The sequence below is a fragment of the Isoalcanivorax indicus genome (assembly GCF_003259185.1).
In the GTDB taxonomy this organism is placed as follows: Bacteria; Pseudomonadota; Gammaproteobacteria; order Pseudomonadales; family Alcanivoracaceae; genus Isoalcanivorax; species Isoalcanivorax indicus.
In genome coordinates this window covers 1-23,542 of record NZ_QGMP01000003.1, presented here as the reverse complement: position 1 = coordinate 23,542, position 23,542 = coordinate 1, and the positions used below count along the sequence as shown (strand labels likewise).

26 protein-coding genes are annotated in these 23,542 nt (G+C 64.1%); 20 read left to right on the top strand and 6 right to left on the bottom strand.

Going from position 1 to position 23,542, the window contains the following annotated elements; translation table 11 throughout:
• The first annotated feature begins 14 nt into the window (after window positions 1-14).
• From yrfG to DKW65_RS13535, 7 genes are all read left to right on the top strand, one after another.
• The gene (gene yrfG, locus DKW65_RS13565; protein WP_111657968.1) at window positions 15-686 is read left to right on the top strand and encodes a GMP/IMP nucleotidase; all 672 of its coding nucleotides are present in this window, start codon (window positions 15-17) and stop codon (window positions 684-686) included.
• On the top strand, window positions 683-1,069 hold the full coding sequence (locus DKW65_RS13560) for an RNA-binding S4 domain-containing protein (protein WP_111657967.1): 387 nt from the start codon (window positions 683-685) through the stop codon (window positions 1,067-1,069). The genes yrfG and DKW65_RS13560 overlap by 4 nt, the downstream gene beginning before the upstream one ends.
• Window positions 1,070-1,080: 11 nt before the next feature.
• A complete protein-coding gene (gene hslO, locus DKW65_RS13555) occupies window positions 1,081-1,962 on the top strand; it encodes an Hsp33 family molecular chaperone HslO (protein ID WP_111657966.1) in 882 nt (293 codons plus the stop codon).
• Between the two features lie 247 nt (window positions 1,963-2,209).
• Entirely contained in the window at window positions 2,210-3,754 is a 1,545-nt protein-coding gene (locus tag DKW65_RS13550) for a phosphoenolpyruvate carboxykinase (RefSeq protein WP_111657965.1), read from the top strand.
• Window positions 3,755-3,997: 243 nt separating this feature from the next.
• Window positions 3,998-4,459 (top strand): response regulator, encoded by a 462-nt coding sequence (locus tag DKW65_RS13545; protein WP_111657964.1) that lies wholly within the window; start codon window positions 3,998-4,000, stop codon window positions 4,457-4,459.
• 21 nt (window positions 4,460-4,480) lie between these two features.
• On the top strand, window positions 4,481-5,932 hold the full coding sequence (locus DKW65_RS13540) for a sensor histidine kinase (RefSeq protein WP_111657963.1): 1,452 nt from the start codon (window positions 4,481-4,483) through the stop codon (window positions 5,930-5,932).
• On the top strand, window positions 5,929-6,627 hold the full coding sequence (locus tag DKW65_RS13535; RefSeq protein WP_111657962.1) for a DUF6901 family protein: 699 nt from the start codon (window positions 5,929-5,931) through the stop codon (window positions 6,625-6,627). The genes DKW65_RS13540 and DKW65_RS13535 overlap by 4 nt, the downstream gene beginning before the upstream one ends.
• Window positions 6,628-6,634: 7 nt before the next feature.
• Here the strand turns inward: DKW65_RS13535 and DKW65_RS13530 are convergent, their stop codons facing one another.
• Genes DKW65_RS13530 through DKW65_RS13515 form a run of 4 tightly spaced genes read right to left on the bottom strand, consistent with a single transcriptional unit; the run spans window position 6,635 to window position 9,706 of the window.
• Window positions 6,635-7,540: a YihY/virulence factor BrkB family protein gene (locus DKW65_RS13530; protein ID WP_111657961.1), complete on the bottom strand. Its 906-nt coding sequence runs from the start codon at window positions 7,538-7,540 to the stop codon at window positions 6,635-6,637.
• 51 nt (window positions 7,541-7,591) lie between these two features.
• Complete coding sequence (locus tag DKW65_RS13525) at window positions 7,592-7,903, bottom strand: TRL-like family protein (protein ID WP_111657960.1); 312 nt, start codon at window positions 7,901-7,903, stop codon at window positions 7,592-7,594.
• 37 nt (window positions 7,904-7,940) lie between these two features.
• Window positions 7,941-8,660 carry a LytR/AlgR family response regulator transcription factor gene (locus DKW65_RS13520; RefSeq protein WP_111657959.1) on the bottom strand — a complete coding sequence of 240 codons (720 nt, stop codon included), beginning with the start codon at window positions 8,658-8,660 and terminating at the stop codon, window positions 7,941-7,943.
• A gap of 17 nt (window positions 8,661-8,677) precedes the next feature.
• Complete coding sequence (locus tag DKW65_RS13515; RefSeq protein WP_111658126.1) at window positions 8,678-9,706, bottom strand: sensor histidine kinase; 1,029 nt, start codon at window positions 9,704-9,706, stop codon at window positions 8,678-8,680.
• Between the two features lie 175 nt (window positions 9,707-9,881).
• Between DKW65_RS13515 and argH the strand changes: the two genes are divergently transcribed.
• The 7 genes from argH (at window position 9,882) to DKW65_RS13485 (ending at window position 15,967) form a co-directional block, all read left to right on the top strand.
• Complete coding sequence (gene argH / locus DKW65_RS13510) at window positions 9,882-11,279, top strand: argininosuccinate lyase (RefSeq protein ID WP_111657958.1); 1,398 nt, start codon at window positions 9,882-9,884, stop codon at window positions 11,277-11,279.
• A gap of 23 nt (window positions 11,280-11,302) precedes the next feature.
• Window positions 11,303-11,470, top strand: coding sequence for an LPS translocon maturation chaperone LptM (gene lptM / locus DKW65_RS13505; RefSeq protein WP_111657957.1), 168 nt, complete (start codon window positions 11,303-11,305; stop codon window positions 11,468-11,470).
• Window positions 11,470-12,711: a diaminopimelate decarboxylase gene (gene lysA, locus DKW65_RS13500; RefSeq protein WP_111657956.1), complete on the top strand. Its 1,242-nt coding sequence runs from the start codon at window positions 11,470-11,472 to the stop codon at window positions 12,709-12,711. The genes lptM and lysA overlap by 1 nt, the downstream gene beginning before the upstream one ends.
• Before the next feature lie 35 nt (window positions 12,712-12,746).
• Entirely contained in the window at window positions 12,747-12,896 is a 150-nt protein-coding gene (locus DKW65_RS15960; RefSeq protein WP_162925876.1) for a hypothetical protein, read from the top strand.
• Window positions 12,897-12,996: 100 nt separating this feature from the next.
• Entirely contained in the window at window positions 12,997-14,673 is a 1,677-nt protein-coding gene (locus tag DKW65_RS13495; protein ID WP_111657955.1) for a carbon starvation CstA family protein, read from the top strand.
• The gene (locus DKW65_RS13490) at window positions 14,670-14,954 is read left to right on the top strand and encodes a cory-CC-star protein (RefSeq protein WP_211315812.1); all 285 of its coding nucleotides are present in this window, start codon (window positions 14,670-14,672) and stop codon (window positions 14,952-14,954) included. The genes DKW65_RS13495 and DKW65_RS13490 overlap by 4 nt, the downstream gene beginning before the upstream one ends.
• Complete coding sequence (locus DKW65_RS13485; protein WP_111657954.1) at window positions 14,954-15,967, top strand: ArsA family ATPase; 1,014 nt, start codon at window positions 14,954-14,956, stop codon at window positions 15,965-15,967. The genes DKW65_RS13490 and DKW65_RS13485 overlap by 1 nt, the downstream gene beginning before the upstream one ends.
• A 19-nt stretch (window positions 15,968-15,986) precedes the next feature.
• Here DKW65_RS13485 and DKW65_RS13480 read toward each other — a convergent pair whose 3' ends face one another.
• A complete protein-coding gene (locus tag DKW65_RS13480; RefSeq protein ID WP_111658124.1) occupies window positions 15,987-16,850 on the bottom strand; it encodes a metal-dependent hydrolase in 864 nt (287 codons plus the stop codon).
• Between the two features lie 184 nt (window positions 16,851-17,034).
• Here DKW65_RS13480 and dapF point away from each other — a divergent pair, with 184 nt between their 5' ends.
• From dapF to DKW65_RS13450, 6 genes are read left to right on the top strand one after another with little or no spacing between them, the layout of a single operon-like run.
• Complete coding sequence (gene dapF, locus DKW65_RS13475) at window positions 17,035-17,907, top strand: diaminopimelate epimerase (protein WP_111657953.1); 873 nt, start codon at window positions 17,035-17,037, stop codon at window positions 17,905-17,907.
• A complete protein-coding gene (locus DKW65_RS13470) occupies window positions 17,904-18,623 on the top strand; it encodes a DUF484 family protein (protein WP_111657952.1) in 720 nt (239 codons plus the stop codon). The genes dapF and DKW65_RS13470 overlap by 4 nt, the downstream gene beginning before the upstream one ends.
• 17 nt (window positions 18,624-18,640) lie before the next feature.
• Window positions 18,641-20,203, top strand: coding sequence for a hypothetical protein (locus DKW65_RS13465; RefSeq protein WP_111657951.1), 1,563 nt, complete (start codon window positions 18,641-18,643; stop codon window positions 20,201-20,203).
• Window positions 20,204-20,233: 30 nt separating this feature from the next.
• Window positions 20,234-21,151, top strand: a complete 918-nt coding sequence (gene xerC, locus DKW65_RS13460; protein ID WP_111657950.1) for a tyrosine recombinase XerC — start codon at window positions 20,234-20,236, stop codon at window positions 21,149-21,151.
• Between the two features lie 44 nt (window positions 21,152-21,195).
• Window positions 21,196-21,903, top strand: coding sequence for an HAD family hydrolase (locus tag DKW65_RS13455; RefSeq protein ID WP_111657949.1), 708 nt, complete (start codon window positions 21,196-21,198; stop codon window positions 21,901-21,903).
• Window positions 21,896-22,213, top strand: a complete 318-nt coding sequence (locus tag DKW65_RS13450) for a YqcC family protein (RefSeq protein WP_111657948.1) — start codon at window positions 21,896-21,898, stop codon at window positions 22,211-22,213. The genes DKW65_RS13455 and DKW65_RS13450 overlap by 8 nt, the downstream gene beginning before the upstream one ends.
• Window positions 22,214-22,240: 27 nt before the next feature.
• On the opposite strand, the gene DKW65_RS13445 is transcribed toward DKW65_RS13450, so the two are convergent.
• Entirely contained in the window at window positions 22,241-23,221 is a 981-nt protein-coding gene (locus DKW65_RS13445) for a ChuX/HutX family heme-like substrate-binding protein (RefSeq protein WP_111657947.1), read from the bottom strand.
• Window positions 23,222-23,542: the final 321 nt, after the last annotated feature.

The following is a 23,542-nucleotide window of genomic DNA, read 5'->3' as shown; positions in this document are numbered from 1 at the left end:
GCTGACCTGCACGCATGATCAACTGGCACGATATCGATACCGTATTACTGGATATGGACGGCACCCTGCTGGACCTCGCCTTCGACAACTTTTTCTGGCAGGTCTACGTGCCCCGACAGTATGCCCTGCAAAAGCAACTGACTGACAGTGAGGCCAATGCCCTGCTGAAAGCCTGGATCGAACGACACCAGGGCACGCTGAACTGGTATTGCCTGGATTTCTGGTCTGAGGAGCTGGGCCTGGATATTGCCGGACTCAAGCGCCGGGTCGCCGAACGCATCGGTTATCGCCCCGGGGCCGAGCAGTTCCTGCAAAGCCTGCGCGACAGCGGACGACGCGTGATCATGGTCACCAACGCCCACCCGGATGCCCTGTCGCTGAAAGTGGAGCGCACCGGCATTGATCGCTATTTCGATGCACTGGTATCCAGCCATAGCTACCGCGCCGCCAAGGAAGAGCAGGCCTTCTGGGAGACCCTGCAACACCACCATCCGTTTGCTGCACCACGGACCCTGCTGGTGGACGACTCCCTGCCGGTGCTCGCCTCCGGGCAGCGCTATGGCCTGGGCCACCTGTGGAGCATTCTGCACCCGGACTCCAGCACCCCCGCGCGCGCCCACACCGATCCGTTCCCTGCCATCGATGATTTTGCCCGGGTGTCACCAGGCCAGGCGCTGCGACCATGAGTGAGGGCGTGCGCATCGACAAATGGCTGTGGGCCGCACGCTTCTTCAAGACCCGTAGCCTGGCCCAGCAAGCTGTGGAGGGCGGCAAGGTGCATCTGGCTGGCCAGCGGGTAAAGGCCAGTCGCCCGGTCAAGCCCGGCCAGATGCTGCAGGTGCGTGTCGGCCTCGACGAACGCGAGATCGAAGTCACCGCGCTGGCCAGCAAACGCGGCAGTGCCCGGGACGCCGCCTTGCTTTACCGTGAAACCGACGCCAGTATTGCCGCCCGCGAGGAAGCGGCCGCCCGACGCCGCGCCGAACGCAGCACCCAGGTGGCACCGGATCACCGCCCCAGCAAGAAGGAGCGCCGTGACCTGCGCCGCTTCCGCGATCAGGATCTGTAGGAGACCGTGTCATGACCAGCCGCGACCTGCGCCAGCGCTTTCTGTTCTCCGACAGTGATATTCGGGGTGAAATCGTGCGTCTGGATGCCAGCATGGCCCAGGCGCTGTCTGCCCGCGACTATCCGCCGGTCATTCAGGGGCTGCTGGGGGAAGCGATGGCCGCCGTCACGCTGCTCACCGGAACCCTCAAGTTCGAAGGCCGCCTGAGCCTCCAGGCGCAAGGCAACGGGCCGCTGAGCCTGCTCCTGGCCGAGTGCACCCACGACAATCAGGTGCGCGCACTGGCCCGGGCGGATCTCCCGGCCACCGACCTGGAGGCGCCCCTGCCCACACTGCTGGGTGAAGGCCTGATAGTGGTGACGATCCGCCCGGAACAGGGCCGCCAGTACCAGGGGCTGGTGCCGATGGAAGCCGACACCCTGGCGGGCTGCCTTGAGGGGTATTTCAGTCAGTCGGAGCAACTGCCGACGCGCCTGTGGCTGGCCGCAGGCAACGGCCATGCCGCCGGACTGCTGCTTCAGGCGCTGCCTGCCAGCACTGCGGATGCCCACAGCAACCACCGCACCTGGGAACACGTCACCACCCTGGCCGACACCCTGACCATGGAGGAGCTGCTGGACCTGCCGGTGGACACGGTGCTGCATCGCCTGTTCCACGAGACACCGCCCGATCTGCACGCCGCCCACCCCGTGCGCTTCGGCTGCACCTGCTCCCGCGAGAAGGTGCGCCAGACCCTGTTGTCCCTGGGCAGCGAAGAGCTGTCTTCGCTGCTGGCCGACCGCGGCGAAGCCCGCGTTGCCTGCGATTTCTGTGGCCATGAGGAGCTGTTTGACGCCGTGGATCTGGGCCAACTGGTCCATCAGGCGGGCGGCACGGCGGGCAGCCCGCCCTGAATCTGCTCCGCCCCCGGTGCCGCGAAAGCTATGACGCCGACAGCCCGACACTATGGGCGCTGCATGGCACCACCGGGCCTTTTCTGTCATAATCGCGCGCCTGTCGGCACCGTCACCCGCGATGCGAAATGAATAACCGGGCATTCCCGTTCCGCCCGGATGTTCTGTTTACGGCCCCGAATCGGGATCAAGCAGGACCACAAGCCCCAGACCACATAGCCCAGGACCACATAGCCCAGGAAAAGCCATGACCCAAGCTACCGTTTACCAAGACCTGAGCCCGGCGCAGCTCGTCGAGCTGGCGATCCAGCGCAATGAAGGCCGCCTGGCCGCCAACGGCGCTCTTGTCTGTGAAACCGGCCACCGCACTGGCCGCTCTCCGATGGACCGCTTCATCGTTGATGAGCCCAGCACCAGTGCGAAGATCCACTGGGGTCCGGTCAACCGCCCCTTCGACGCCGACAAGTTCGACGCCCTGTGGGCCCGCGTCGCCGCCTTTGTTGCCGAGCAGGACCAGTTCGTCTCCCACCTGCATGTCGGCGCGGCCGCCGAGCACTATATTCCGGTCAAGGTCACGGCCCAGACCGCCTGGCACAACCTGTTTGCCAACACCCTGTTCATCCGCCCGGAGCAGTACAACACCGGCAACAAGGGTGAGTGGGAAATCCTGCACGCCGCCAACTTCGAGTGCCAGCCGGAGCGCGACGGCACCAACTCCGATGGCTGCGTGATCTTCCAGTTCGCCCAGCGCCGCGTGCTGATCGCCGGCATGCGCTATGCCGGTGAAATGAAGAAAGCCATGTTCGCAGTGCAGAACTTCCTGCTGCCCGAGAAAGACGTACTGCCGATGCACTGCTCCGCCAACGTCGGCGACAACGGCGATGTGGCGCTGTTCTTTGGCCTGTCCGGCACCGGCAAGACCACCCTGTCTGCCGATCCCGATCGCTTCCTGATCGGTGACGACGAGCACGGCTGGGGCAAGGGCGTGGTGTTCAACATCGAAGGTGGCTGCTACGCCAAGTGCATCGACCTGTCGCAGAAGAACGAGCCGGTCATCTGGGATGCCATCAAGTTCGGTGCCGTACTGGAAAACGTGGTCATGGACGCCGACACCCGCGTCCCGGATTACAAGGACGTCTCCCTGACCCAGAACACCCGGGCTGCCTACCCGCTCGAAAACGTCGAGAAGCGCGTCATCGAGAACCAGGCCGGCGAACCGAAGCACATCATCTTCCTGACCTGTGACCTGACCGGCGTACTGCCTCCGGTATCGAAACTGTCCCGCGAAGCGGCGGCCTACCACTTCCTGAGCGGCTACACCGCGCTGGTGGGTTCCACCGAGATGGGCGCAGGCTCTGGCATCAAGAGCACCTTCTCCACCTGCTTCGGCGCCCCCTTCTTCCCGCGCCGCGCCGGTGAGTATGCCGAGCTGCTGATGAAGCGCATGGACGAATTCGGTTCTCAGGTGTACCTGGTCAACACCGGCTGGACCGGCGGTCCCTACGGCGAAGGCGAGCGTTTCAGCATCCCCACCACCCGTGGTGTAGTCAACGCGATCCTCTCCGGCGCCCTGGACAATGCCGAGACGCAGCATCTGGACATCATCAATCTGGATGTGCCCAAAGACGTGCCGGGTGTCGACAGCAACCTGCTGGTGCCGAAGAACACCTGGAAGAACCCGGACAACTACGAAGCCCGCGCCCGCGATCTGGCCGAGCAGTTCAACCGCAACTTCGCCGAGAAGTACGCGGACGTGTCCGACGACATCCGCAACGCCGGCCCCCGCCTCTGAGCCCGGCGCCACACCCCTGAAAGCCCGCCACCCGGCGGGCTTTTTTGTATCCCGCCCCCCCCGGAATCAGGATATGAACCTGCTGTTCATTCTGATTGCGAACCCGTTCACGCAGTGGTACTTTGTTCGTATGCCGACCCGCCCTGACGACTCCGAGGCGGACCATAACAACAACCATAACGGCAGGAGACAGAGAGACCTACATACAAGAAAACTGGCCGGAGCGGGCCAAGGATAGTGTCTATGACCGCCTACAACATCATGATCGTGGACGACGAGGAGAACATCCTCAAAAGCCTCTCCCGTTGCCTCCGGCACAAGGAAAACTGGTCCCTGGAGACCTTCACCAATGCGGACGACGCGCTGCGGCGTGCCAGAACCCGCATCTTCGATGCCGTAATCACCGACTACAACATGCCGGATATTGACGGCATGTCCTTTCTTGCCGAACTGCGTGCGTTGCAACCCGATGCCGTGCGCATCGTCCTGACCGGCGTGGTCAACATCGACACCCTGATGGCCGCCATCAACGAAGCCGGCGCGTTCCGCTTCATCCCGAAACCCTGGGATGACACCATGCTGATAGACAGCATTGAAGAAGGGCTGCGCCTTCGCGACACGTTGCTGGAAAACCGTATGCTGGCTCGCCAGGTGCGCGACCTCCAGGATGAAGTCGCGCAGCTGCGCGCCCGGCTCGGCAAGTAACGCAGCCAACGAGACAGACTGATGGATATTCTCGGCGCATTGGCTTCCCCCTTCCAGGGCGAAAACCTCTCCATCCTCTATATCACCATGTCGATCGTGGTGATGCTGGTGGTCATCCTGGTGCTCTACAAGACGTACCGCGCCTCGCTCAACGTGGAGGCACGGCTGGCCGAGTTTTCATCCCTGACCAGCGACCCCTTTGCCAACCGGCTCAAGCTGATCGAGACCAATGCCGACGAATTTCGCATTAACAAGAGAGCCCTCGGGCCATTGGCCAAGATCATCGACGAGTACTGCGTATTCACTACCGATGTACAGGGGCACATCACCTATGCCAACGAGAAGTTTCTTGCGCTCAGCGAACATCGGCTGCACGACCTGATCGGCAAGCATCAGAGCATCACCCGGGTGCGTGGCGGCGACAGCGACGACGACATGCAGCGCACTCTGTCTGAAGACAAGGTCTGGCATGGCGAGTTGTGCAATCGTTCCCGCAGCGGCCAGCCTTACTGGGTGGATGTCTTTGTGTTTCCGCTCTCGTATCTTTCCGAGGAAGAGCGCGGCTATATCTATTTCGGCACTGATATCACGGCGATCAAGAAGCTCAACTCGCAACTGCTCAGTGAAGTACGCAAGAAAGAAGAGGCCATCAGCAAAGTCGAGAACATGCTGCTGCATTCGGAAAAAATGGCTTCGCTCGGCGTGATTTCTGCTGGCATTGCCCATGAAATCAACACGCCACTGGCTTTCGTTGCCAGCAACGTGCGGCGCCTGACGGAAAACGTCCAGTCGCTGACCCGGGCGGTGGAGACCGCACGGGACCTGGCTGGCGAGCAGGCGCTTTGCGAGGCCCTGCAGGCACATGACAGCACCCTGTCCAGCAAGGAACTGGCCTACCTTCTGGAGGACACGCCCCAGCTGACACAGGAAACCCACGATGGCGTAGAGCGCATCCAGAAAATCATCAGCGATCTGAAGTGTTTTTCCCACGAGGGCCAGGACGCCTTTTCTGCCATCGATATACACCACTGCATAGAAAGCGCCCTGAATCTGGCGCGCCATGAAACACGCCACGGCATAGAGGTCGTGCGCCAGTTCGATGATCGGGAGGTGCGCATCTGCGGCTCGGAACCGCAGCTCTCGCAGGTGTTTGTCAATCTGGTGGTCAATGCCGCCCAGGCACTCGACGGCAAGGGAAAGATCACTATTGCCACACGCGCCAACCGCCAGCATTTCTCCATCAAGGTCACTGACAATGGCCCCGGCATACCTGCCGAGGTGCTCGACAGTATCTTCGAGCCTTTCTTTACCACCAAGGGGGTCGGCAAGGGCACCGGACTCGGCCTGGCCATAAGCCAGGACATCATCAAGCGGCACAAGGGCAGTATTTCAGTGGCCAGCAAGCCCGGTGTCGGCACGGCCTTCCTGATACAGCTGCCTCTGTCGGAGGCGTTACCGGGAGCAGCCCAGTGAGCCAGAATACGCCAGCCGATTTCGAGTATCTCATTACCGACAACGCCGGCCGGGAGACACGCATTCCGCTCTACATGGACGCCGCGACACGGGATCTCGCGGTGCCGCACCGCTTCGAACCACCAGACTGGGCGCGACTTGATCATCATCAGTGCCGACACTGCCCCCTGCGCATCGAGGACCATCCCTATTGTCCCGTCGCCCTGCGCCTGGCCTGGGCATTCAGCCAGACAGAATGGGGGGACTCCTATGACGACATCCATCTGGATGTGGTCACCCCGGCACGCCGGTACACCGCCCGAACCTCTCTGCAGCGGGCCCTGGGTTCACTGTTCGGGCTGGTGTGCTCGCTGAGCCCATGTCCGCATACCCTCCCTCTGCGTCCCATGGGCATCTTCCATCTGCCGCTGGCCGATGAGTCCGAAACCTTTTTTCGCGCCGCGTCCGTTTTCCTGCTGCATCGCTACCTGCAGCGGGAACAGGATCCCTCACTCTCGCTGGACCTCAGCCTGATGGAGCACACCTACGACAACCTGCGTGAAATCAACCGCAGCTTTGCGGCACGTCTGCGCGGCGTGCACGGCGCCGAGGCCGCCACCAACGCTATCATCCTGCTGGACATGCTGACCCGTGATGTGGCATTCCAGCTCGAAGAGCAGATGCCGCACCTTCGCCGCCTGTTCAGCATGCAGTAACCGGCCGTCACTTGTCCTCTACCAGCATCTTGCGCACACAGACCGCCGTATTGCGCGGTCTGATCTCGACCCCTCGTGCTTCGGCATGGGCCCGGGTGAAAGCCGCGCCGAACAACAGAATCAGCGAGGAGTAATGCACCCACAGGAGCAGCAGCACCAGCGACCCTGCCGCACCATAGGTAGACGCCGTTGCCGTCTGCGCCAGATACATGGCAATCAGGAAGCGCCCCAGGGTAAACAGCAGCGCCGTAATCAGGGCGCCGAGCATGACATCTTTCCAGGTCAGCGCGACATCCGGCAGCACCCTGAAAATGGTCGCAAACAGCAGGGTGATGACACTGATCGATACCAGCGCCTCGGCGCCGACCATCAGGAAACCGGGCATCGGCAACCAGTCGGAAGCAAACACCATGACGGCGCGCAGCACCACGCTGAGCAGCAGCGACACGAGCAGTATGAAGCCGATCGACAGCACAATGGTTAACGACAGTACGCGACTTTTCAGCAGCAGGAAGATGGTGTTACGCGAGGGGCGAGGGGCGACATCCCAGATATTGTTCAGCGAACGCTGCAGCTGGGCAAACACGGTGGTGGCGCCAATAATCATCGCGCCGACACCGATCAGTGTGGGCAGCAGGCCGCTCTGGTCAATCTGCGTGCCCGCCACGGCAATTTCCACCGCTTCAGCGGCCTCGGGGCCAATGGCCTCCTCCAGTTGCCCCATGATACGGGACATGGCCGCCTCGGTGCTGAGCACCAGACCAATCACATGCACGGCCAGTATCACCACCGGTGCGATGGAAAACAGGGTAAAGAATGCCAATGCCCCGGCGTAAATAAACGCGTGGCTCTTGACCCAGTTATCCAGCGCTGCGCGCAGTATCCCAAACCAGTACCGGAATTGTTCCTTCACCTGCCTCTCCTGGTGCGCCACCCTGTGCGCACCAGTCTAACAGGCAGGAAATCAGTTGCCGTAGACCACAACTGTAAATTCGGCCAGCACACCGAAGAAGGTTTGCGATTCGTAATCCACGTAATGGATTTCACGGATACCGCCGTTGCGGGCCGCCGTGTGAATGCTGGCATCGCCGGAGGCGATGATGCCCAGAATAGAACGCACCGATGCGCGCCCGACGCGGGTGGCTTCTTCGGGCGCAGCCGTGGCCGTCATCGGACCCTTCACGTTGCCGTACATGAAACCGGTTACCGGCATATGGGCCGTGGCACAACCAGACAGGAAAGCGGCAGCGATGGCTGCCAGGAGAAATCGTTTCATTGTTGACCTCGTTTGTTGTTGTTATCCAGCAGTCCGCTCAGAGCCGCTGCATCAGTTTGCGCAAGCCGGCCACATGCCGCCGACTGACCACCAGCGGCTCATCCAGCCCGCGCAGCCGCAGCTGATGATGCCCGCTGCTGGCCTGCTCCATACCCTCGATATAACGCAACGCCGCCAGGGCATTGCGGTGCACGCGCACGAACTGGTCCCCGAATTCGGTTTCCAGATCCTTGAGGGTCTCATCAATCAGCACTTCCCCGTCGCCATGGCGCACGGTGATGTACTTCTGATCGGCGAGAAAATAACGGATATCGTCCACCGGCACCAGTTCCAGCCCGCGATGGGTGCGTGCCGAAATATGCTGACGCCGCCCCCCGGGGGCTGATGTCTCCGCCGCCCCCTTCAGGGAACGCACACGCTCCAGCGCCGCGCTCAGATCATCCCGGCTGACCGGCTTGAGCAGGTAATCCAGCGCCTTGACGCGAAACGCCTCCAGCGCATGTTCGTCGTAAGCCGTGCAGAAGATAAGGGAGGGGGGTTGCTCCCCCTGCGCGAGGCAGGCGGCCGCTTCAATGCCGTCCATGTCGGGCATGCGAATGTCCATGAGCACGACATCCGGGCGCACGCGCTCTGCCGTCATCACCGCATCGCGACCATTGGCCGCTTCACCGGCGACCTCGATGCCATCCAGCGTGTTTACCAGGCGAACCAGCCGCTCCCGAGCCAGCGGTTCGTCATCGCAGACGAGTACTCGCATTGCTTAAAGCCCCCTGATCAGGCAAGTGGGTAACGCAGGGTCACCCTGTATTCGTTATTATTAGCCGCAGCCTCAACGCGGGCGCGGTCACCGTACAATGCCACCAACCTGTGCCGGATATTGTCCAGCGCCATATGGTTACCCTTGCCCCCCGAGGCAGGCACCTCCGGCAATGGATTGATGACTGCGACCTCCAGCATATCGCCATCTTCGCCAATGCGCACCTGGACATCGCCACCTTCGGCACGCGGCTGTATACCGTGGTAAATGGCATTTTCCAGTAACGGCTGCAGGGTCAGCAAGGGAATCGTATAGCGGCCCGGGTCCGGGGGCAGCTGCCAGTGCACCCGCAACCGGTCGCCAATACGCAGTTCCTCGATGCGCGTGTAGCGCCGGCACAGGTCCAGTTCCTCGCTCAGCGGCACCAGCGCCGGGCCTTCACGCAGGCTGGCCCGGAACAGGCGCGACAGGTCCTCGACCGCCTGCTCTGCGGCATCCGGGTTCACAGCGATCAGGCTGGAGATGATATTCATGCTGTTGAACAGGAAATGCGGGCGAATACGTGACTGCAACGCCTGAATGCGGGCTTCCAGCGCCGCCTGCCCCTTGAGCCGCAACTGCTCCTGGACATAGAAATAACGCATCACCACCGAGGCAACGATAGCCGCAATCCCCACATTAACGGCGATATCGGTATCCCACAGGCCTGGCGCCTGCACCGGATTCACCCACACCGGCAACAGCGCAGCGGCCGTGCTGCAGACCAGGGTAATCAGCACCACCAGCGCCACCACCGCCATCGCGGCCCAGGCCGAGGGCAGCCGGTTCAGCCAGCGCCGCACACCACACAGCACCGCCGCCGAGGTCAGCCCCACCCATTGCATGAAGAAGGAGGTCAGGCCGAGCCGCTCGAAGCTGAAGGGTTCGTAGTAGCTGGCCGTCAGGGTCAGCACGATGGCCATCAACTGTGCCACCACGACCACCACCAGTACCGCCCGGCCATCACAAAGGTCCGGCACCAGTGCGCCGTGTGTCGGGGCTTGCATATCCGGCATCATCCTTCCGCCTGTCCGGCCATTCTTATACCGCACGGCTGCACGCCGGGCGACACGGAGGTGCTATACTGCGCGCCTTTCCGGCCAGACGGTCGACCCGGGCCGCCCACTGGCACCGGGGTCGCAGGGCCAACGCACCGTGTTTCATGTGGCATGAGGTAAGTCCATGGCTGACAAGCAAAACACTCTCTGGGGCGGTCGCTTCAGCGAGTCCACCGATGAGTTCGTGCAGGCGTTCACCGCCAGCGTCAACTTCGACCAGCGCATGTACGCCCAGGACATCCGTGGTTCCATCGCCCATGCCACCATGCTGGCAGAAGTCGGCGTGCTCAGCGATAGCGAACGCGACGCCATCATCGAAGGGCTGACCGCGATCCAGGGCGAGATCGAGCGCGGCGAATTCCAGTGGTCCGTAGCCCTGGAAGACGTGCACATGAACATCGAGGCACGCCTGACCGACCGGATCGGCATCACCGGCAAGAAGCTGCATACCGGCCGCAGCCGCAACGACCAGGTGGCCACGGATATCCGCCTGTGGCTGCGTGACCATATCGACCTGATCGACGGCGAGTTCAGCCGGCTGATGCAGGGTCTGCTGGGCCTGGCCGAACGCGAGGCCGCCACCATCATGCCCGGCTTCACCCACCTGCAGACCGCCCAGCCGGTCACCTTCGGCCACCACCTGCTGGCCTGGTTCGAGATGCTGCGCCGCGACCGCGAGCGTCTGGCAGACTGCCGCAAGCGCGCCAACCGCATGCCCCTGGGCAGCGCCGCACTGGCCGGCACCACCTACCCGATCAACCGCGAGCGCACCTGCGCACTGCTGGGCTTCGATGAAGTCTGCTACAACTCGCTGGATGCCGTCAGCGACCGCGACTTCGCCATCGAATTCTGTGCCATGGCCGCGCTGGCCATGACCCACCTGTCGCGCATGAGCGAGGAACTGGTGCTGTGGACCAGCGCCCAGTTCAACTTCATCGACCTGCCGGACCGCTTCTGCACCGGCAGCTCGATCATGCCGCAGAAAAAGAACCCTGACGTGCCGGAGCTCGTGCGCGGCAAGACCGGCCGCGTCAACGGCCATCTGATCTGCCTGTTGACCCTGATGAAGAGCCAGCCCCTGGCCTATAACAAGGACAACCAGGAAGACAAGGAACCCTTGTTTGACGCCGTCGACACCCTGCTCGGTTGTCTGCGCGCCTTTGCCGACATGATTCCGGCCATCGAACCGAACCGCGAGGCCATGCGCGAGGCCGCCCGGCGCGGCTTCGCTACCGCCACCGATCTGGCGGACTACCTGGTTCGCAAAGGCATCGCTTTCCGCGACGCGCATGAAATTGTGGGCAAGGCGGTAGGCCATGGCGTGGCCCAGAAGAAGGACCTCAGCGACATGAGCCTGTCCGAGCTGCGCCAGTTCAGCGACCAGATCGACGAGGATGTCTTCGAGGTGCTGACCCTTGAAGGCTCGGTCAGTGCGCGCAATCATGTGGGCGGCACGGCACCCGATCAGGTCCGCGCGGCCGTCGCCAGAGCGCGCACGGCGCTCGCCGCCACCCCGTCCTGAAGCTCAGGCAAAGGAGATCGACCATGCGCACCCTGACCTGTACCTGCACGTTGCTCCTGCTGGCCAGCACCTTGTTCCTGGCAGCGTGCGGCCAACGCGGCGACCTCTATTTTCCCGGCGAATCCAGGGAGCCGGCGGTACAGCCGCCGCCGGCAGCGACAGACACCGCCGAAGACCAGGACGACGACTGATGGATCATTTCCAGTACCGTGACGGCCAGCTGCATGCCGAAGAACGCCCGCTTGGCGAACTGGCCGAGCGTTTTGGTACGCCGCTGTACGTCTACTCCCGCGCCATGCTGGAGCAGCACTATCGCGCCTTCGACGAGGCGTTCGGCGATCATCCGCACCAGATCTGCTATGCCGTCAAGGCCAACGCCAACATTGCCGTACTGAACGTGCTGGCACGCCTGGGCGCGGGCTTTGATATTGTCTCCGGCGGCGAGCTGGCCCGTGTCCTGCGCGCAGGTGGCGACCCGGCCAAGGTGGTTTTTTCCGGCGTGGGCAAGACCGCCGACGAAATGGAAGCCGCGCTGGAAGCCGGTATTCACTGCTTCAATGTAGAGTCCGCCGCAGAGCTGGAACTGCTCAACATGGTCGCCGGCGAGCAGGACAAGATCGCGCCCATCTCCATTCGCGTGAATCCCGACGTGGACGCCCAGACGCACCCTTATATTTCCACCGGGCTGCGCGACAACAAGTTCGGCGTGGATATTGATGATGCCCCGGCGCTGTATCAACGCGCGGCCAGCCTGCCACATCTTGAAGTACTCGGCGTGGATTGCCATATCGGCAGCCAGTTGACCAGCCTGGCCCCCTTTGAGGACGCGCTCGCCCGGGTGCTGGCACTGGTGGACAAGCTGGCCCACCGCGGCATCACCATCCGCCATCTGGACCTGGGCGGCGGCCTCGGCGTGCGTTACCGCGATGAAGCGCCTCCGGCCCCGGCCGACTATATCCAGGCGCTGCTGCGCCATGTGCCCCGGGGCATGCCGGTGCATATTGAGCCCGGGCGCTCGATTGCCGCCAATGCGGGGGTCTTCCTGACCCAGGTGCTCTACCTCAAGCCTACACCGCACAAGAATTTCGCCATCGTCGACGGCGCCATGAATGACCTGATCCGCCCGAGCCTGTACGGTGCCTGGCAGGACATCGTCCCGGTGGCCCCCCACGATGCAGACTGCCGCGAATGGGACATCGTCGGCCCGGTCTGTGAAACCGGCGACTTTCTGGGCAAGGAGCGGGCGCTGGCACTGGAAACCGGCGATCTGTTGGCGGTACGCTCAGCAGGCGCCTACGGCTTTGCCATGGCCAGCAACTACAACACCCGCAACCGCCCGGCCGAGGTCATGGTGGACGGTAATCAGGCCTTCCTGGTGCGCCAGCGGGAAACCATCGAGGAGCAGTTGCGACTGGAATCGCTGCTGCCCTGAGCACGCCCCGCGGGGCATGCAAGAAGGAGTACGCCATGCGTTACGGGCAACACCTTGCACTGCTTGCCCTGCTGCTTGCCCTGGCAGGCTGTGCCGACAGCGAGGCTCGGGATGGCGACAACCCGACCTCCACGCCTGCCAGGGCGGCACTGCCAGCGCCCTCCGCCATGCTCGCGGGCTTCTGACGCCATGATCGCTGTCTGACACCATGGTCGAATGGACCGGGCCCTGCCCCCGGCGCAGAGTCCTGCTATAACAATACTGACGACAAGACCAGGAGCCCCAATGAGCGCAATCGTGTTGCTGGTGCTGGGCCTTGCCGGTATGGCGGCGGGCTACTTCCTGTACTCGCGGTTCATCGCCGAGCGCATCTATCAGCTGGACCCGGACTACCGCACCCCCGCCCACGCCCAGCGGGATGACGTGGATTTCGTGCCTACCAACCGCTTTGTACTGTGGGGTCACCATTTCACCTCGGTGGCGGGGGCGGCACCGATTGTCGGCCCGGCCATCGCCGTGATCTGGGGCTGGCTGCCTGCCTTCCTGTGGGTGGTCCTGGGCACCATCTTCTTTGCCGGTGTACATGATTTCGGCGCCATCTGGGCCAGCGTGCGCAACCGGGCGCGCTCCATTGGCGCCCTCACCGGCGAGGTCGTCGGCAAGCGTGCCCGCTCGATCTTCATGATCGTCATCTTCCTCGTTCTGCTGATGGTCAACGCCGTCTTCGCCGTGGTCATCTCGCGCCTTCTGATCAACAACCCCGGTGCGGTAGTGCCGGTCTGGGGCGCCATCGCCGTCGCCTTGGTGATCGGCCAGTTGATCTACCGGCGCATCATCGGCCTGGGGCTGGTCTCGGTGATCGGGGTGGTCGCGCTGTATGCGCTGATCTATGTCGGCCCCCAGGTGCCCATATCCCTGCCGGAAAGCACCTTCGGGCTGTCCGCCGCCGCCAGCTGGATCCTGATCCTGTTCTTCTATGCCGCCATTGCCTCGCTGCTGCCGGTCTGGGTGCTGCTGCAACCGCGCGACTACATCAATGGCCTGCAACTGTTCATCGGTCTGATCCTGCTGTACGGCGCCGTGCTGGTGGCCAACCCGACGCTGGTGGCCCCGATGGTCAATGCCGACGTGCCCGCCGGCACGCCCTCGCTGATTCCGCTGCTGTTCGTCACCATCGCCTGTGGCGCCATTTCCGGGTTCCACGGCCTAGTGGCTTCCGGCACCACATCCAAACAGCTGGACAAGGAAACCGACGCCCGCTTCGTCGGTTACTTCGGCGCCGTGGGCGAAGGCACTCTGGCGCTGGCCGCCATCATCGTGACCTGCGCCGGGTTCGCGTCGCTCGCTGACTGGCAGGCGATCTATCACGCCTATGGCCAGGGCGGGGTTAACGCCTTCGTCAACGGCGGCGCCAATATCCTGCATGCCGGTACCGGCATGGATGTCGCGGTGGGCGCCACGCTGCTGACCGTGATGGCCGCCCTGTTCGCCGGCACCACCATGGATACCGGCCTGCGCCTGCAACGCTATATCTTCCAGGAGTGGAGCGAGATCTACAGCATCCGCTGGATGAGCAAGCCACTGCCCGCCACCCTGCTGGCCGTGGGCAGCTGCCTGCTGCTGGCCTTCGGCGCCGGGGGCGCCGATGGCGCTGGCGGCATGCTGATCTGGCCGCTGTTCGGCACTACCAACCAGTTGCTGGCTGGCCTGACCCTGCTGGTGATCACCGTGATGCTGGTGCGCCTGGGGCGGCCGTCTGCGCCCACCCTGATCCCGCTGGTGTTCCTGCTGTTGATGACCCTGGCCGCCCTGCTGATCCAGTTGCGCAACCTGTACCTGGCCGGTGACTGGTTCCTGGTCATTCTGGATCTGGTGGTGCTGGTTGCCGCCGTGCTGGTGACACTCGAATGCCTGGGCACCCTGCGCCGGTTGCGCCGCGAACAGCGCGAGGCCACCGCATGACGCCCCCGCGCCTGCTCGGCCGACTGCGCCACTGGCAACAACAGGCCAGCGCCTTCGGCAGCCAGTGGTACAACGCCCCCTACCGGGCGGCCATCGCCCGTGCCCGGCGCGATGAAGAGGATCTGTTCATGTTGCTGGTGTTTGCCGAAACCCTCGGTATCCCGAATCCGGCCAGCTGGTACACCCTGGAACTGCAGCCACTGCTGCTGGAGCGTTTTCATGACTGGCATACACGCATGGGCATGGAGCATTCCCCCCTCGACAGCATGCGCTGCTGCTGATGCCCAGGCTTGATACGGACGCGCTGCTTTCCCACCACCGCCTGCTGCTGGTGGGCGGCAAGGGCGGCGTCGGCAAGACCACGCTGGCGGCCACGCTGGCACTGCGCGCCGCCGACGCGGGTCGCGAGGTCCTGCTGGTGTCCACCGACCCCGCACACAGCCTGGCCGATGCGCTGGACCAGCCGGTCGGCAACCGCGAGACCCGCGTGGCACCCGGGCTGACAGCCCTGGAGATCGATCCGGAAGACGAGGCAGACGCTTATCTGGCGCGAGTGATCGGGCAGATGCGCCCCTTTGTGCGGCCCGAACAGCTGCGCGAGTTGACCCGGCAACTGCAGCTCAGCCGCCAGTCCCCGGGGGCACAGGAGGCCGCCTTGCTGGAGCGTCTGGCGCGCCTGCTGGATGACACCGACACACGCTATGACCTGATCGTGCTGGATACCGCGCCCACCGGGCACACCCTTCGGCTACTCAGCCTGCCGGAAATCATGGCGGTCTGGACGGATGGCCTGCTGCGCCACAATGAGCGCGCCAGCGAACTCGGCCAGGTGTTGAAACATCTCACACCGGGCCGTGATCTCGACAGCCCGCTGGGCAAGCCGGAGGACCACGCCACCGCCGGCATGGCAGCCCGCAGCCGCGATCTGACCGCCACACTGCGCACCCGCCAGCAGCTGTTCCACCGCCTGCGCCATCGCCTGCTGGACCCGCAGCAGACCGGCTTCCTGTTCGTGCTGACCCCGGAGCGCCTGCCCATACTGGAGACTCACCGGGCGCTGGAGAGCCTCACCGCCAGCGAGGTACCGGTGGTCGGGCTGCTGATCAATCGCGTGCTGCCCGCAGACACCGACAGCCGCTTCCTGCAGGCACGTCTGACCCGCCAGCAACGGCATCTGGATGACATTCGGGAACGCATGGGCCAGTTGCCGCAACGGCAACTGGCCCTGCAGGAGGACGATATCCAGGGGATCGACAGCCTGCGCAGACTGGGCGCCCTGCTGGAGAACCGCTGAGTAGCGCCCGGCGCGGCGCTCAGGCCGCGGCTTCGAGGCGCGCCATCAGGGCTTCAAGGCGCGCCAGCCCCTGCTCCCGCAAGGCACGGCTGTCTTTCTTGCCGGGATGGAAATCACGGCGATAGTAGGCGCGATAGCTGCGCCCGAGGCGCCGCAGCCAACCCGGCTTGCCCAGCAACCAGTTCATGCCGCGCATGACCGAACGCAGGTCACGCTTGTCGTCCATGCCCTGGCGCAGCTGGATATAGTGGAAAATGGTGAAGCCGATGAACTCCACCGTGGTCACGGCCATCTCGCTGGTCCGCACCCAGTAGCTACCAACCTGGTCCTGATAGACATCGAAGGCCACGGCCTTGTGCTCGCTCTCCTCGATCGCATGCCAGAGCCACAACGGCAACATGCGCTCATCCATGCCTTCCAGCATTTCCGGATGTTCAAGAATGGTCTCTGCCAGCATGGCCGTGAAGTGTTCCAGCGCACAGGTCTTGGCCAGCTGCCGCGCCGGCGACATCCGCTTGGCCTGCCATTTCAGGCCACGCAGCACGAATTCGGACACCTTGCTGGCCGGGATGCCCTTGCTCTCCAGAAAGGCATTGAAGGCTTCATGCTCATTGCCGTGGTGGGCCTCCTGGCCGATAAAGCCCTTCACCTGCTCGCGCAGCACCGGGTCCTGGATATCACGCTGGTAGTGCCGTACCGAGCGAACGAAGAAACGCTCGCCCTCCGGAAAGGTGCAGGACAGCGCCGACAGCAGCAGCGTCTTGAACTGATCCCCGGCAAACCAGTAGCGGGGAATGCGTTCATCGAATTCGAAATCCATCTTGCGCGGCTGGATGTCACTCTTGTTGGTGGGCCGCGGGTAAATTCGGGCTTTGGCATTCATGCTCAGGCACTCCGGAAGATCAGCATTGCAATGACCGACAGCGTAACGGCCAGGCACGCTGGACGTGAGTGCAGGCTGTGCCAATTTGTGCGGCCGCGCCATGACGGGATGGCCCGAATGCACCAGCCGCCGCAGCGGCGTATACTGGCGCGACTTGCAGAGTTTCCTGAACCGGATATCCACCATGCCCCCAGCTTCCTCTCGCTTGCGGTTTACCAAGATGCACGGTCTTGGCAATGACTTCATGGTGCTCGACGGCATCCGCCAGCCGCTGCCCGAAGACGCCGCACCGCTGCCGCCCGCCGTGATGCGACGGCTGGCCGATCGCCATTTCGGCATCGGCTTCGATCAGCTTCTGGTGGTGCAGCCCGCGCGCGGCAACGCCGACTTCCGCTATCGCATCTTCAACGCCGACGGCAGCGAAACCGGGCAATGCGGCAACGGCGCCCGGTGTTTTGCGCGCTTCGTGCGCGAGGAAGGGCTCACCGACAAGCATGCCATCCGGGTCGAAACCGCCAGTGGCGAGATGACCCTGCATATGACCGATGACGGCCTGGTGACCGTCGACATGGGCGCGCCGCGCTGGGCGCCGGCGGATATTCCCCTGCGCGCCGAGCGCGAAGCGGACACCTACTTCCTGGTCGCCGGGCAGCAGGCCTGGGAAGTCTCGGCTGTCAGCCTGGGCAACCCGCACTGTGTGCAACTGGTCGAGAATGTGGACACAGCACCGGTCGCCAGCGTCGGCCCGATACTGGAGTCTCACCCCGACTTCCCGGAACGGGTCAATGTCGGTTTCATGCAGATCCTTGACCGGCAGCATATTCGCCTGCGGGTATTCGAGCGGGGCAGCGGCGAAACTCTGGCCTGCGGTTCCGGTGCCTGCGCTGCCGTGGTCTCTGGCCAGCGCCGCGGGCTGCTGAACGACACCGTCACCGTATCACTGCCTGGCGGCGACCTGCGCATACGCTACACCGGCGAGGGCGGCGTGCTGATGACAGGCCCGGCAAGCCGCGTCTATGATGGCGAACTGAACCGGGATGCATGGAGCGACGCATGAGCGAGCAGAAGGCCCTTAGCGGCGATCAGGTCGCCGCCTGGCTGCGCGATCACACTGACTTCTTCCAGGGGCGCCAGGAACTGCTTGAACTGTTGCAGCTGCCCGATCCGCGCGGCAACGCCGTGTCATTGCTGGAGCGTCAGGCGCAGATATTGCGCGAGCGCAATCAGGGCCTGCGCGAACGCCTCAACAGCCTGCTCGCCGTCGCCCGCGACAACGATGTCCTGTTCGAGAAGACCCGCCGCCTGGTCCTGAGCCTGGTCGAGGCACGCAGCCCGGAGCAACTGTTCAGCGCCCTGCTGCGCTCACTGCAGCAGGACTTCGGCGCCGATGCCGTGACCCTGCTGATCTACGATCGCGATCTGGATCTGACCGGCGAACTGCGCAGCCAGGTGCGCTGCCTGGCCGCCGCCGATCTGCACGAGGCCTTGCAGTTGCTGTTGCGCAACGGCAAGGCCATCTGCGGCGTGCTGCGTCAGGTGGAGCTCGACGAACTGTTCCCGCAACATGCCGACCGGGTTGCCTCCGCCGCGATGGTGCCCCTGGTCTGGCAGGGCGAGCAGGGGCTGCTCGCCATCGGCAGCTTCGATGCCCACCATTTCCGCAGTTCGCTGGGCACCCTCTTCATCAGCCACATCGGCGATATTCTCAGTCGTCGCCTGTACGAATTGCTGCGCCGTTATCCGCAACTGGAGGCGCGCCGCCGCGCCACCTAGTACCTCCGGTACCTGTCATGAACAAGAATAATAATCCGCAGGTGCGGACACAGCGCCTGTTCCTGGCCATCCTGTTCACCGCCTTTTTCACCTACGCCCTGCTGGCCTGGATCACCAGCGGGCCGGTCAACGGCTGGATGCTTGATTTCATCGATGGCTGGCGGCTGTTCCACATCGATGATGCCTACCGTTTTTTCCTGGTACGCAGCGCCTGGTCCAACCCGGACCTGTATCACTGGAGCTATGTACAACCCGTTGCCCTGCTGGTGGACGGCACCCTCTCGCTGCTGACCGGCGGCAACCTGTTACTGATGCGCATCAGCCATGCGGCAGCGGGGGCGGCCACACTGCTGATGCTCTGGCAAACGGCCAGACATCTCGATATCCGCCCCGCCACCATGCTCCCGGCCCTGCTGATTCTGGCCTTTATGCCGGTGTATGCCTTCGGTTTCCTGAGCTTCAATGCCGAAAACTGGCTCGCGTTCTTTTTCAGCCTGACCCTGCTGGCCCTGGCCAGCCAACGACTCCTGACCGCCGTTCTCCTGTGCTCACTGCTGCCACTGATTCGCCCGGAAGGCATCATGCCGCTCGCCAGCCTGGCGCTTTATCTGCTCTACCTGCGCCGCTGGCGCCTGGTGCTCGCACTGCTGGCGCCCGGCATGATCTATGCGCTGTGGCTGCTGGTGGCGCTACCCCAGCCCCTGGAGTACATCAACTGGCGCCTGACGTTTCGCGATATCCTCAACCGCGCCAGTGACGACGAGTTGCGCCGCCCCTGGCGCCTGTTCAGCACCTTCAACCCCCTGTGGCTGGCGCCTGCTCTGCTCGCGCCCTGGCATGCCGGTTTCCGCCAGCTCATGCCCGTCACCGTCGGTGCTGCCGCCTGGCTGCTTCTGCTGGTGGGGCTGGTCGTCGCGCAACTCTCGTTCTTCGAGGCCCGTTACCTGCTCTCCATCCTGCCCCTGCTGACCCTCGCCTGGGCCGCCGGCATGCAGGTCCTGCTATCCCGCCTGCCGACACCGGGCCCCATGCGGCATGCCATCCCGCTGGTCCTCGCCATCCTCATCGTCGGCGAGCACCTGCTCCAGTTCGACCCGGTCAAACACCGGCTTGGCGATCGCCGCTATCCGGTTGCCGGTATTCCGGCGGTACTGCCCGACTTCCTGCCCCGGCGGACCCAGCGCGAAGCGGCTGCAGACCAACTGGCCGAACAACTGCATCAACTCACCCACGATGAACCGCGCATCACGCAGATTCTGGTCTTCAACGAGGATTTCTTTTATTCGCTCTCACCAGGCCGATTGCGGCCGGGCGTCCGCGTGGTTTATGCGCCCACCTCGGAGACCGCCGCAGGCCTGCTGCTTGATGGCGGCATCTACGGGATACATCCCGGCGCCCCCCAGCACAACCTCTACTTTTTTGATGCACCGCACCCGAACGCCAGACACTTGCTGGTCTACGTGGGCTATCTCGACAGGGGATGGCAGCCTCTGTTCGATGACGCAGGCCTGACCGCCTACCTGCTTGAGTTCAGCACCAGACCCCCGGAGACGCCGGGACTGCTGCCGCGGTTGCGCTGATGCCCGAATCCGATTAGCGTGAATCCCACCATGCATCCAGCGATTGATGGCTATCTGCGTCACCTCGAGACCGAACGGCGACTGTCGCCACACACGGTCAGCCACTATGCCCGCGATCTGAAGCTGGTCGCCGACACCCTCTCGGAACGTGACCAGCACGACTGGGCCGGCCTCAGCAGCCACGATGTGCGCAGCCTGGTGGCCACCCTGCACCGGCGTGGCCTGGGCGGCCGCAGCCTGCAACGACTGCTGTCCGCACTGCGCGGCTTCTACCACTATCTGCTCCGCGAGGGCCTGGCGCGGGACAACCCGGCGGTGGATATCCGCGCCCCCAAACGCCCACGCCGTTTGCCGAAAACCCTGGACGCCGACAGCGTCAACCAGCTGCTGGACCAGACCCGCGCCGACGACCCCCTGACCCTGCGCGACCGGGCCATGATGGAGCTGTTCTATTCCTCCGGCCTGCGTCTGGCCGAACTGGTCAGCCTGGACGTCGACAGCATTGACCGCGCCGATGCCAGCCTGGTGGTCACCGGCAAGGGCCGCAAGACACGCCACCTGCCCGTGGGCCAGCCCGCTATACAGGCCATCGCCGCCTGGCTCAAGGCCCGCGCCACCCTGGTGACCGACAGCACCGAGCGGGCCCTGTTTGTGGGCCGCCACGGACGCCGCCTTGGCGCTCGCGCCGTCGAGCAGCGCCTGGCCCTGCGCGCCCGCGAGGCGGGCCTGGACCAACGCCTGCACCCCCACATGCTGCGGCATTCCTTTGCCACCCACCTGCTGGAATCCAGCGGCGACCTGCGCGCCGTGCAGGAGTTGCTGGGCCATGCGGACCTGAGCACCACCCAGGTCTACACCCATCTCGACTTCCAGCATCTGGCCCGGGTCTACGATGCCGCCCACCCCCGCGCCCAGCGGCGCGGAGGCGACCACAGCGAAGAAGACTGACGCCCGTCATTTCCCTGACGCAGGGGGGCAGCTATGATGCCCGCATGAGCCGACTCAAGCTGATCACGTTTGACCTGGACAATACCCTCTGGCCCGTGGACGAAGTCATCCGCCGGGCGGAACGGCAGTGCCGGGACTGGATCAGCGAACGTTATCCCGATGCCGCCGCCGCCATGACGGTCGCCCGGGTACGCGACATCCGCGAACAGCTGCTCCGCGAGAAACCCGGCTATCTGCACAACCTCACGGCCCTGCGTCGCGACGCCCTGGCGGCAGGCTTTCGCAGTGCCGGCTACTGCGCCGAAGAATCCGGCCGCCTGGCGGCCCAGGCCTTCGACGTCTTCCACGAAGCCCGCAACGAAGTGGTGTTCTTTCCCGGCGCACTGGAAGTGCTGGAAACACTGGCCGACTCATACGTTCTGGGCGCACTGACCAACGGCAATGCCGACCTGAAACGGATCGGCATTGGCGACCTGTTCGCCTTCCAGCATTCTTCCGAGAGCGTCGGCCGACGCAAACCGGAACGCGACATGTTCGATGCCGCCCTGCGCTCCGCGCGGGTCCGCGCCAACGAAGCCGTGCATGTGGGAGACCATCCCCTGGAGGACGTGGACGCCGCCCGCCGCCACGGCTTCAATGCCGTCTGGGCCAACCTGCTGGACCAGAAATGGCCCCTGGATTTGCCCGACCACCCCCACCACATCCACAATCTGCACGAACTCAGCGACCTGGTGGCCCTGCTCGATGCCTGACACCCTGCGAACCGACCTGTATGCCCTGCTGGCCGAACTGGAGCAGACCCTGCGCGAAGCCGGTCTCTGGGAAGCCACCCCACCGCCACCGGAAGCCTTCCTCAGCACCGTGCCGTTCAGCGCCGATCGCATGGACTTCAACGCCTGGCTGCAATGGGTGTTTCTGGCGCGCTTTCGCGCCCTGCTGGAAGGGGATCACCCGTTACCCGGGCAATGCGATGTGGCCCCGATGGCCGAAGAGGCCCTGAAAGACGCCCCGCAGCGCGAGCGCATCATCCACGTGATCGCCCGCATCGACGCCCTGTTCTGACCCGCACCGCCGTCAGCGCGACAGCGCTCAGTCCGGGGGCAACAGGCAATCCGCCAGCAACGCCCGCCAACTGGGCAACTCTCCCTGCCCGCAGCCACTGCGCAGCACCAGCACCCGCTCGTCACGGTGATCGAACAGCTCCACCGTGGTCACGATCTGCCGCCCTGACGGGCGTCGCACCCGCCAGGCCGAAGCGATCTGCGCCGTCTCCAGCCGCAGTTCCAGGTCATCCTGACACAGCCGCAACGCCGTTCCCTGCCACGCTGGCAAGGGCAACACGCCCTGATGCCACTGACGGCAACCGCCACTGAACACCCGCAACGACACCGGCGCCCGACGCGCCGCTGCCAGCGACAGCAGCGCTGGCAAACTGTCCAGCTTCACCGCCCGGGCAAACTTGTCACGCACGCGGCAGTACGCCCCAAGGCGGCTGATCCCGTGCGCCGCCAGCAACGCCTCAAAATCACCCGGCGTCGCCGGCACCGACCAGGCCTGCTCCAGTGCGGCCAGATCAACGCAGGCGGCATAACTGTGCAGGGGCAGGGGCTGCGGTACCGGCAGCGGGTGCTGATCCGGATGCAGAAAGGCGCAGACCAGCTCCTCGAAATCCATCCCGGGCGTGCCCTCCGGCACCTGCACCTTCAGTTGCAACTGCCCGTGCCGATCAAAGAACAGCACGCTGCGACTCGCCAGCCCGGCCACCGGCGCAAGTATCGCCAGCACCAGAGCCCACTGGTCATTGCGGGCCTGCAGATACAGGTGCGAACCCTGCACGGTAAGCAGTCCGTCGTGGCTGCTCTCTGCAGGCACCAGCCTGCCTCGCTGGCACAGGCTGACGGCGTCAGAGCGCGTGGTCACCTCCAGCGCCGGAAAGCGGGCCAGCGCCCGGAACAAGGCCTCGGGCGCCTCGCGCAGGCGCAGCACGCGGTCTCCCAGCATGGCGGCACAGGCACCGAGCGGGCCGGGCCAGGGGGCATGAAAACGTTTCAGTGATGTCAGAGCGGTCATGGGGGCATCCTGCAATAGCTCTCTTTAATGAGAATGATTATTATTAACCAATTGAGATGCTGTCAACTGTTGTTCGAGGTCTTGTCGGGCTGGGCTTGGTCATGCCGGGGCCATGGGAGAGCTTCGTAGCACGGCCTCGGGGAGGGGGACTCCCTTCCAGAAGCCGCCGTGAACCCGTCCCTGGGGGCTTGCGTTCGGCTTCCTGCCTCACACACTTCTGGAAGGGAGTCCCCCTCCCCGAGGCCTCAGCTCAGTACCAACGACACGAGGGCCACTTCGTAGCGGGTCGCCAGAACCAGACTCTCAGTTGGCTGGAAGTCG

Coding starts and splice junctions, on each gene's coding strand:
- yrfG (WP_111657968.1), top strand. CDS start 15: ATGATCAACTGGCACGATATCGATACCGTATTACTGGATATGGACGGC.
- DKW65_RS13560 (WP_111657967.1), top strand. CDS start 683: ATGAGTGAGGGCGTGCGCATCGACAAATGGCTGTGGGCCGCACGCTTC.
- hslO (WP_111657966.1), top strand. CDS start 1,081: ATGACCAGCCGCGACCTGCGCCAGCGCTTTCTGTTCTCCGACAGTGAT.
- DKW65_RS13550 (WP_111657965.1), top strand. CDS start 2,210: ATGACCCAAGCTACCGTTTACCAAGACCTGAGCCCGGCGCAGCTCGTC.
- DKW65_RS13545 (WP_111657964.1), top strand. CDS start 3,998: ATGACCGCCTACAACATCATGATCGTGGACGACGAGGAGAACATCCTC.
- DKW65_RS13540 (WP_111657963.1), top strand. CDS start 4,481: ATGGATATTCTCGGCGCATTGGCTTCCCCCTTCCAGGGCGAAAACCTC.
- DKW65_RS13525 (WP_111657960.1), bottom strand. CDS start 7,903: ATGAAACGATTTCTCCTGGCAGCCATCGCTGCCGCTTTCCTGTCTGGT.
- DKW65_RS13520 (WP_111657959.1), bottom strand. CDS start 8,660: ATGCGAGTACTCGTCTGCGATGACGAACCGCTGGCTCGGGAGCGGCTG.
- DKW65_RS13515 (WP_111658126.1), bottom strand. CDS start 9,706: ATGCAAGCCCCGACACACGGCGCACTGGTGCCGGACCTTTGTGATGGC.
- argH (WP_111657958.1), top strand. CDS start 9,882: ATGGCTGACAAGCAAAACACTCTCTGGGGCGGTCGCTTCAGCGAGTCC.
- lptM (WP_111657957.1), top strand. CDS start 11,303: ATGCGCACCCTGACCTGTACCTGCACGTTGCTCCTGCTGGCCAGCACC.
- lysA (WP_111657956.1), top strand. CDS start 11,470: ATGGATCATTTCCAGTACCGTGACGGCCAGCTGCATGCCGAAGAACGC.
- DKW65_RS15960 (WP_162925876.1), top strand. CDS start 12,747: ATGCGTTACGGGCAACACCTTGCACTGCTTGCCCTGCTGCTTGCCCTG.
- DKW65_RS13495 (WP_111657955.1), top strand. CDS start 12,997: ATGAGCGCAATCGTGTTGCTGGTGCTGGGCCTTGCCGGTATGGCGGCG.
- DKW65_RS13490 (WP_211315812.1), top strand. CDS start 14,670: ATGACGCCCCCGCGCCTGCTCGGCCGACTGCGCCACTGGCAACAACAG.
- DKW65_RS13485 (WP_111657954.1), top strand. CDS start 14,954: ATGCCCAGGCTTGATACGGACGCGCTGCTTTCCCACCACCGCCTGCTG.
- DKW65_RS13480 (WP_111658124.1), bottom strand. CDS start 16,850: ATGAATGCCAAAGCCCGAATTTACCCGCGGCCCACCAACAAGAGTGAC.
- dapF (WP_111657953.1), top strand. CDS start 17,035: ATGCCCCCAGCTTCCTCTCGCTTGCGGTTTACCAAGATGCACGGTCTT.
- DKW65_RS13470 (WP_111657952.1), top strand. CDS start 17,904: ATGAGCGAGCAGAAGGCCCTTAGCGGCGATCAGGTCGCCGCCTGGCTG.
- DKW65_RS13465 (WP_111657951.1), top strand. CDS start 18,641: ATGAACAAGAATAATAATCCGCAGGTGCGGACACAGCGCCTGTTCCTG.
- xerC (WP_111657950.1), top strand. CDS start 20,234: ATGCATCCAGCGATTGATGGCTATCTGCGTCACCTCGAGACCGAACGG.
- DKW65_RS13455 (WP_111657949.1), top strand. CDS start 21,196: ATGAGCCGACTCAAGCTGATCACGTTTGACCTGGACAATACCCTCTGG.
- DKW65_RS13450 (WP_111657948.1), top strand. CDS start 21,896: ATGCCTGACACCCTGCGAACCGACCTGTATGCCCTGCTGGCCGAACTG.
- DKW65_RS13445 (WP_111657947.1), bottom strand. CDS start 23,221: ATGACCGCTCTGACATCACTGAAACGTTTTCATGCCCCCTGGCCCGGC.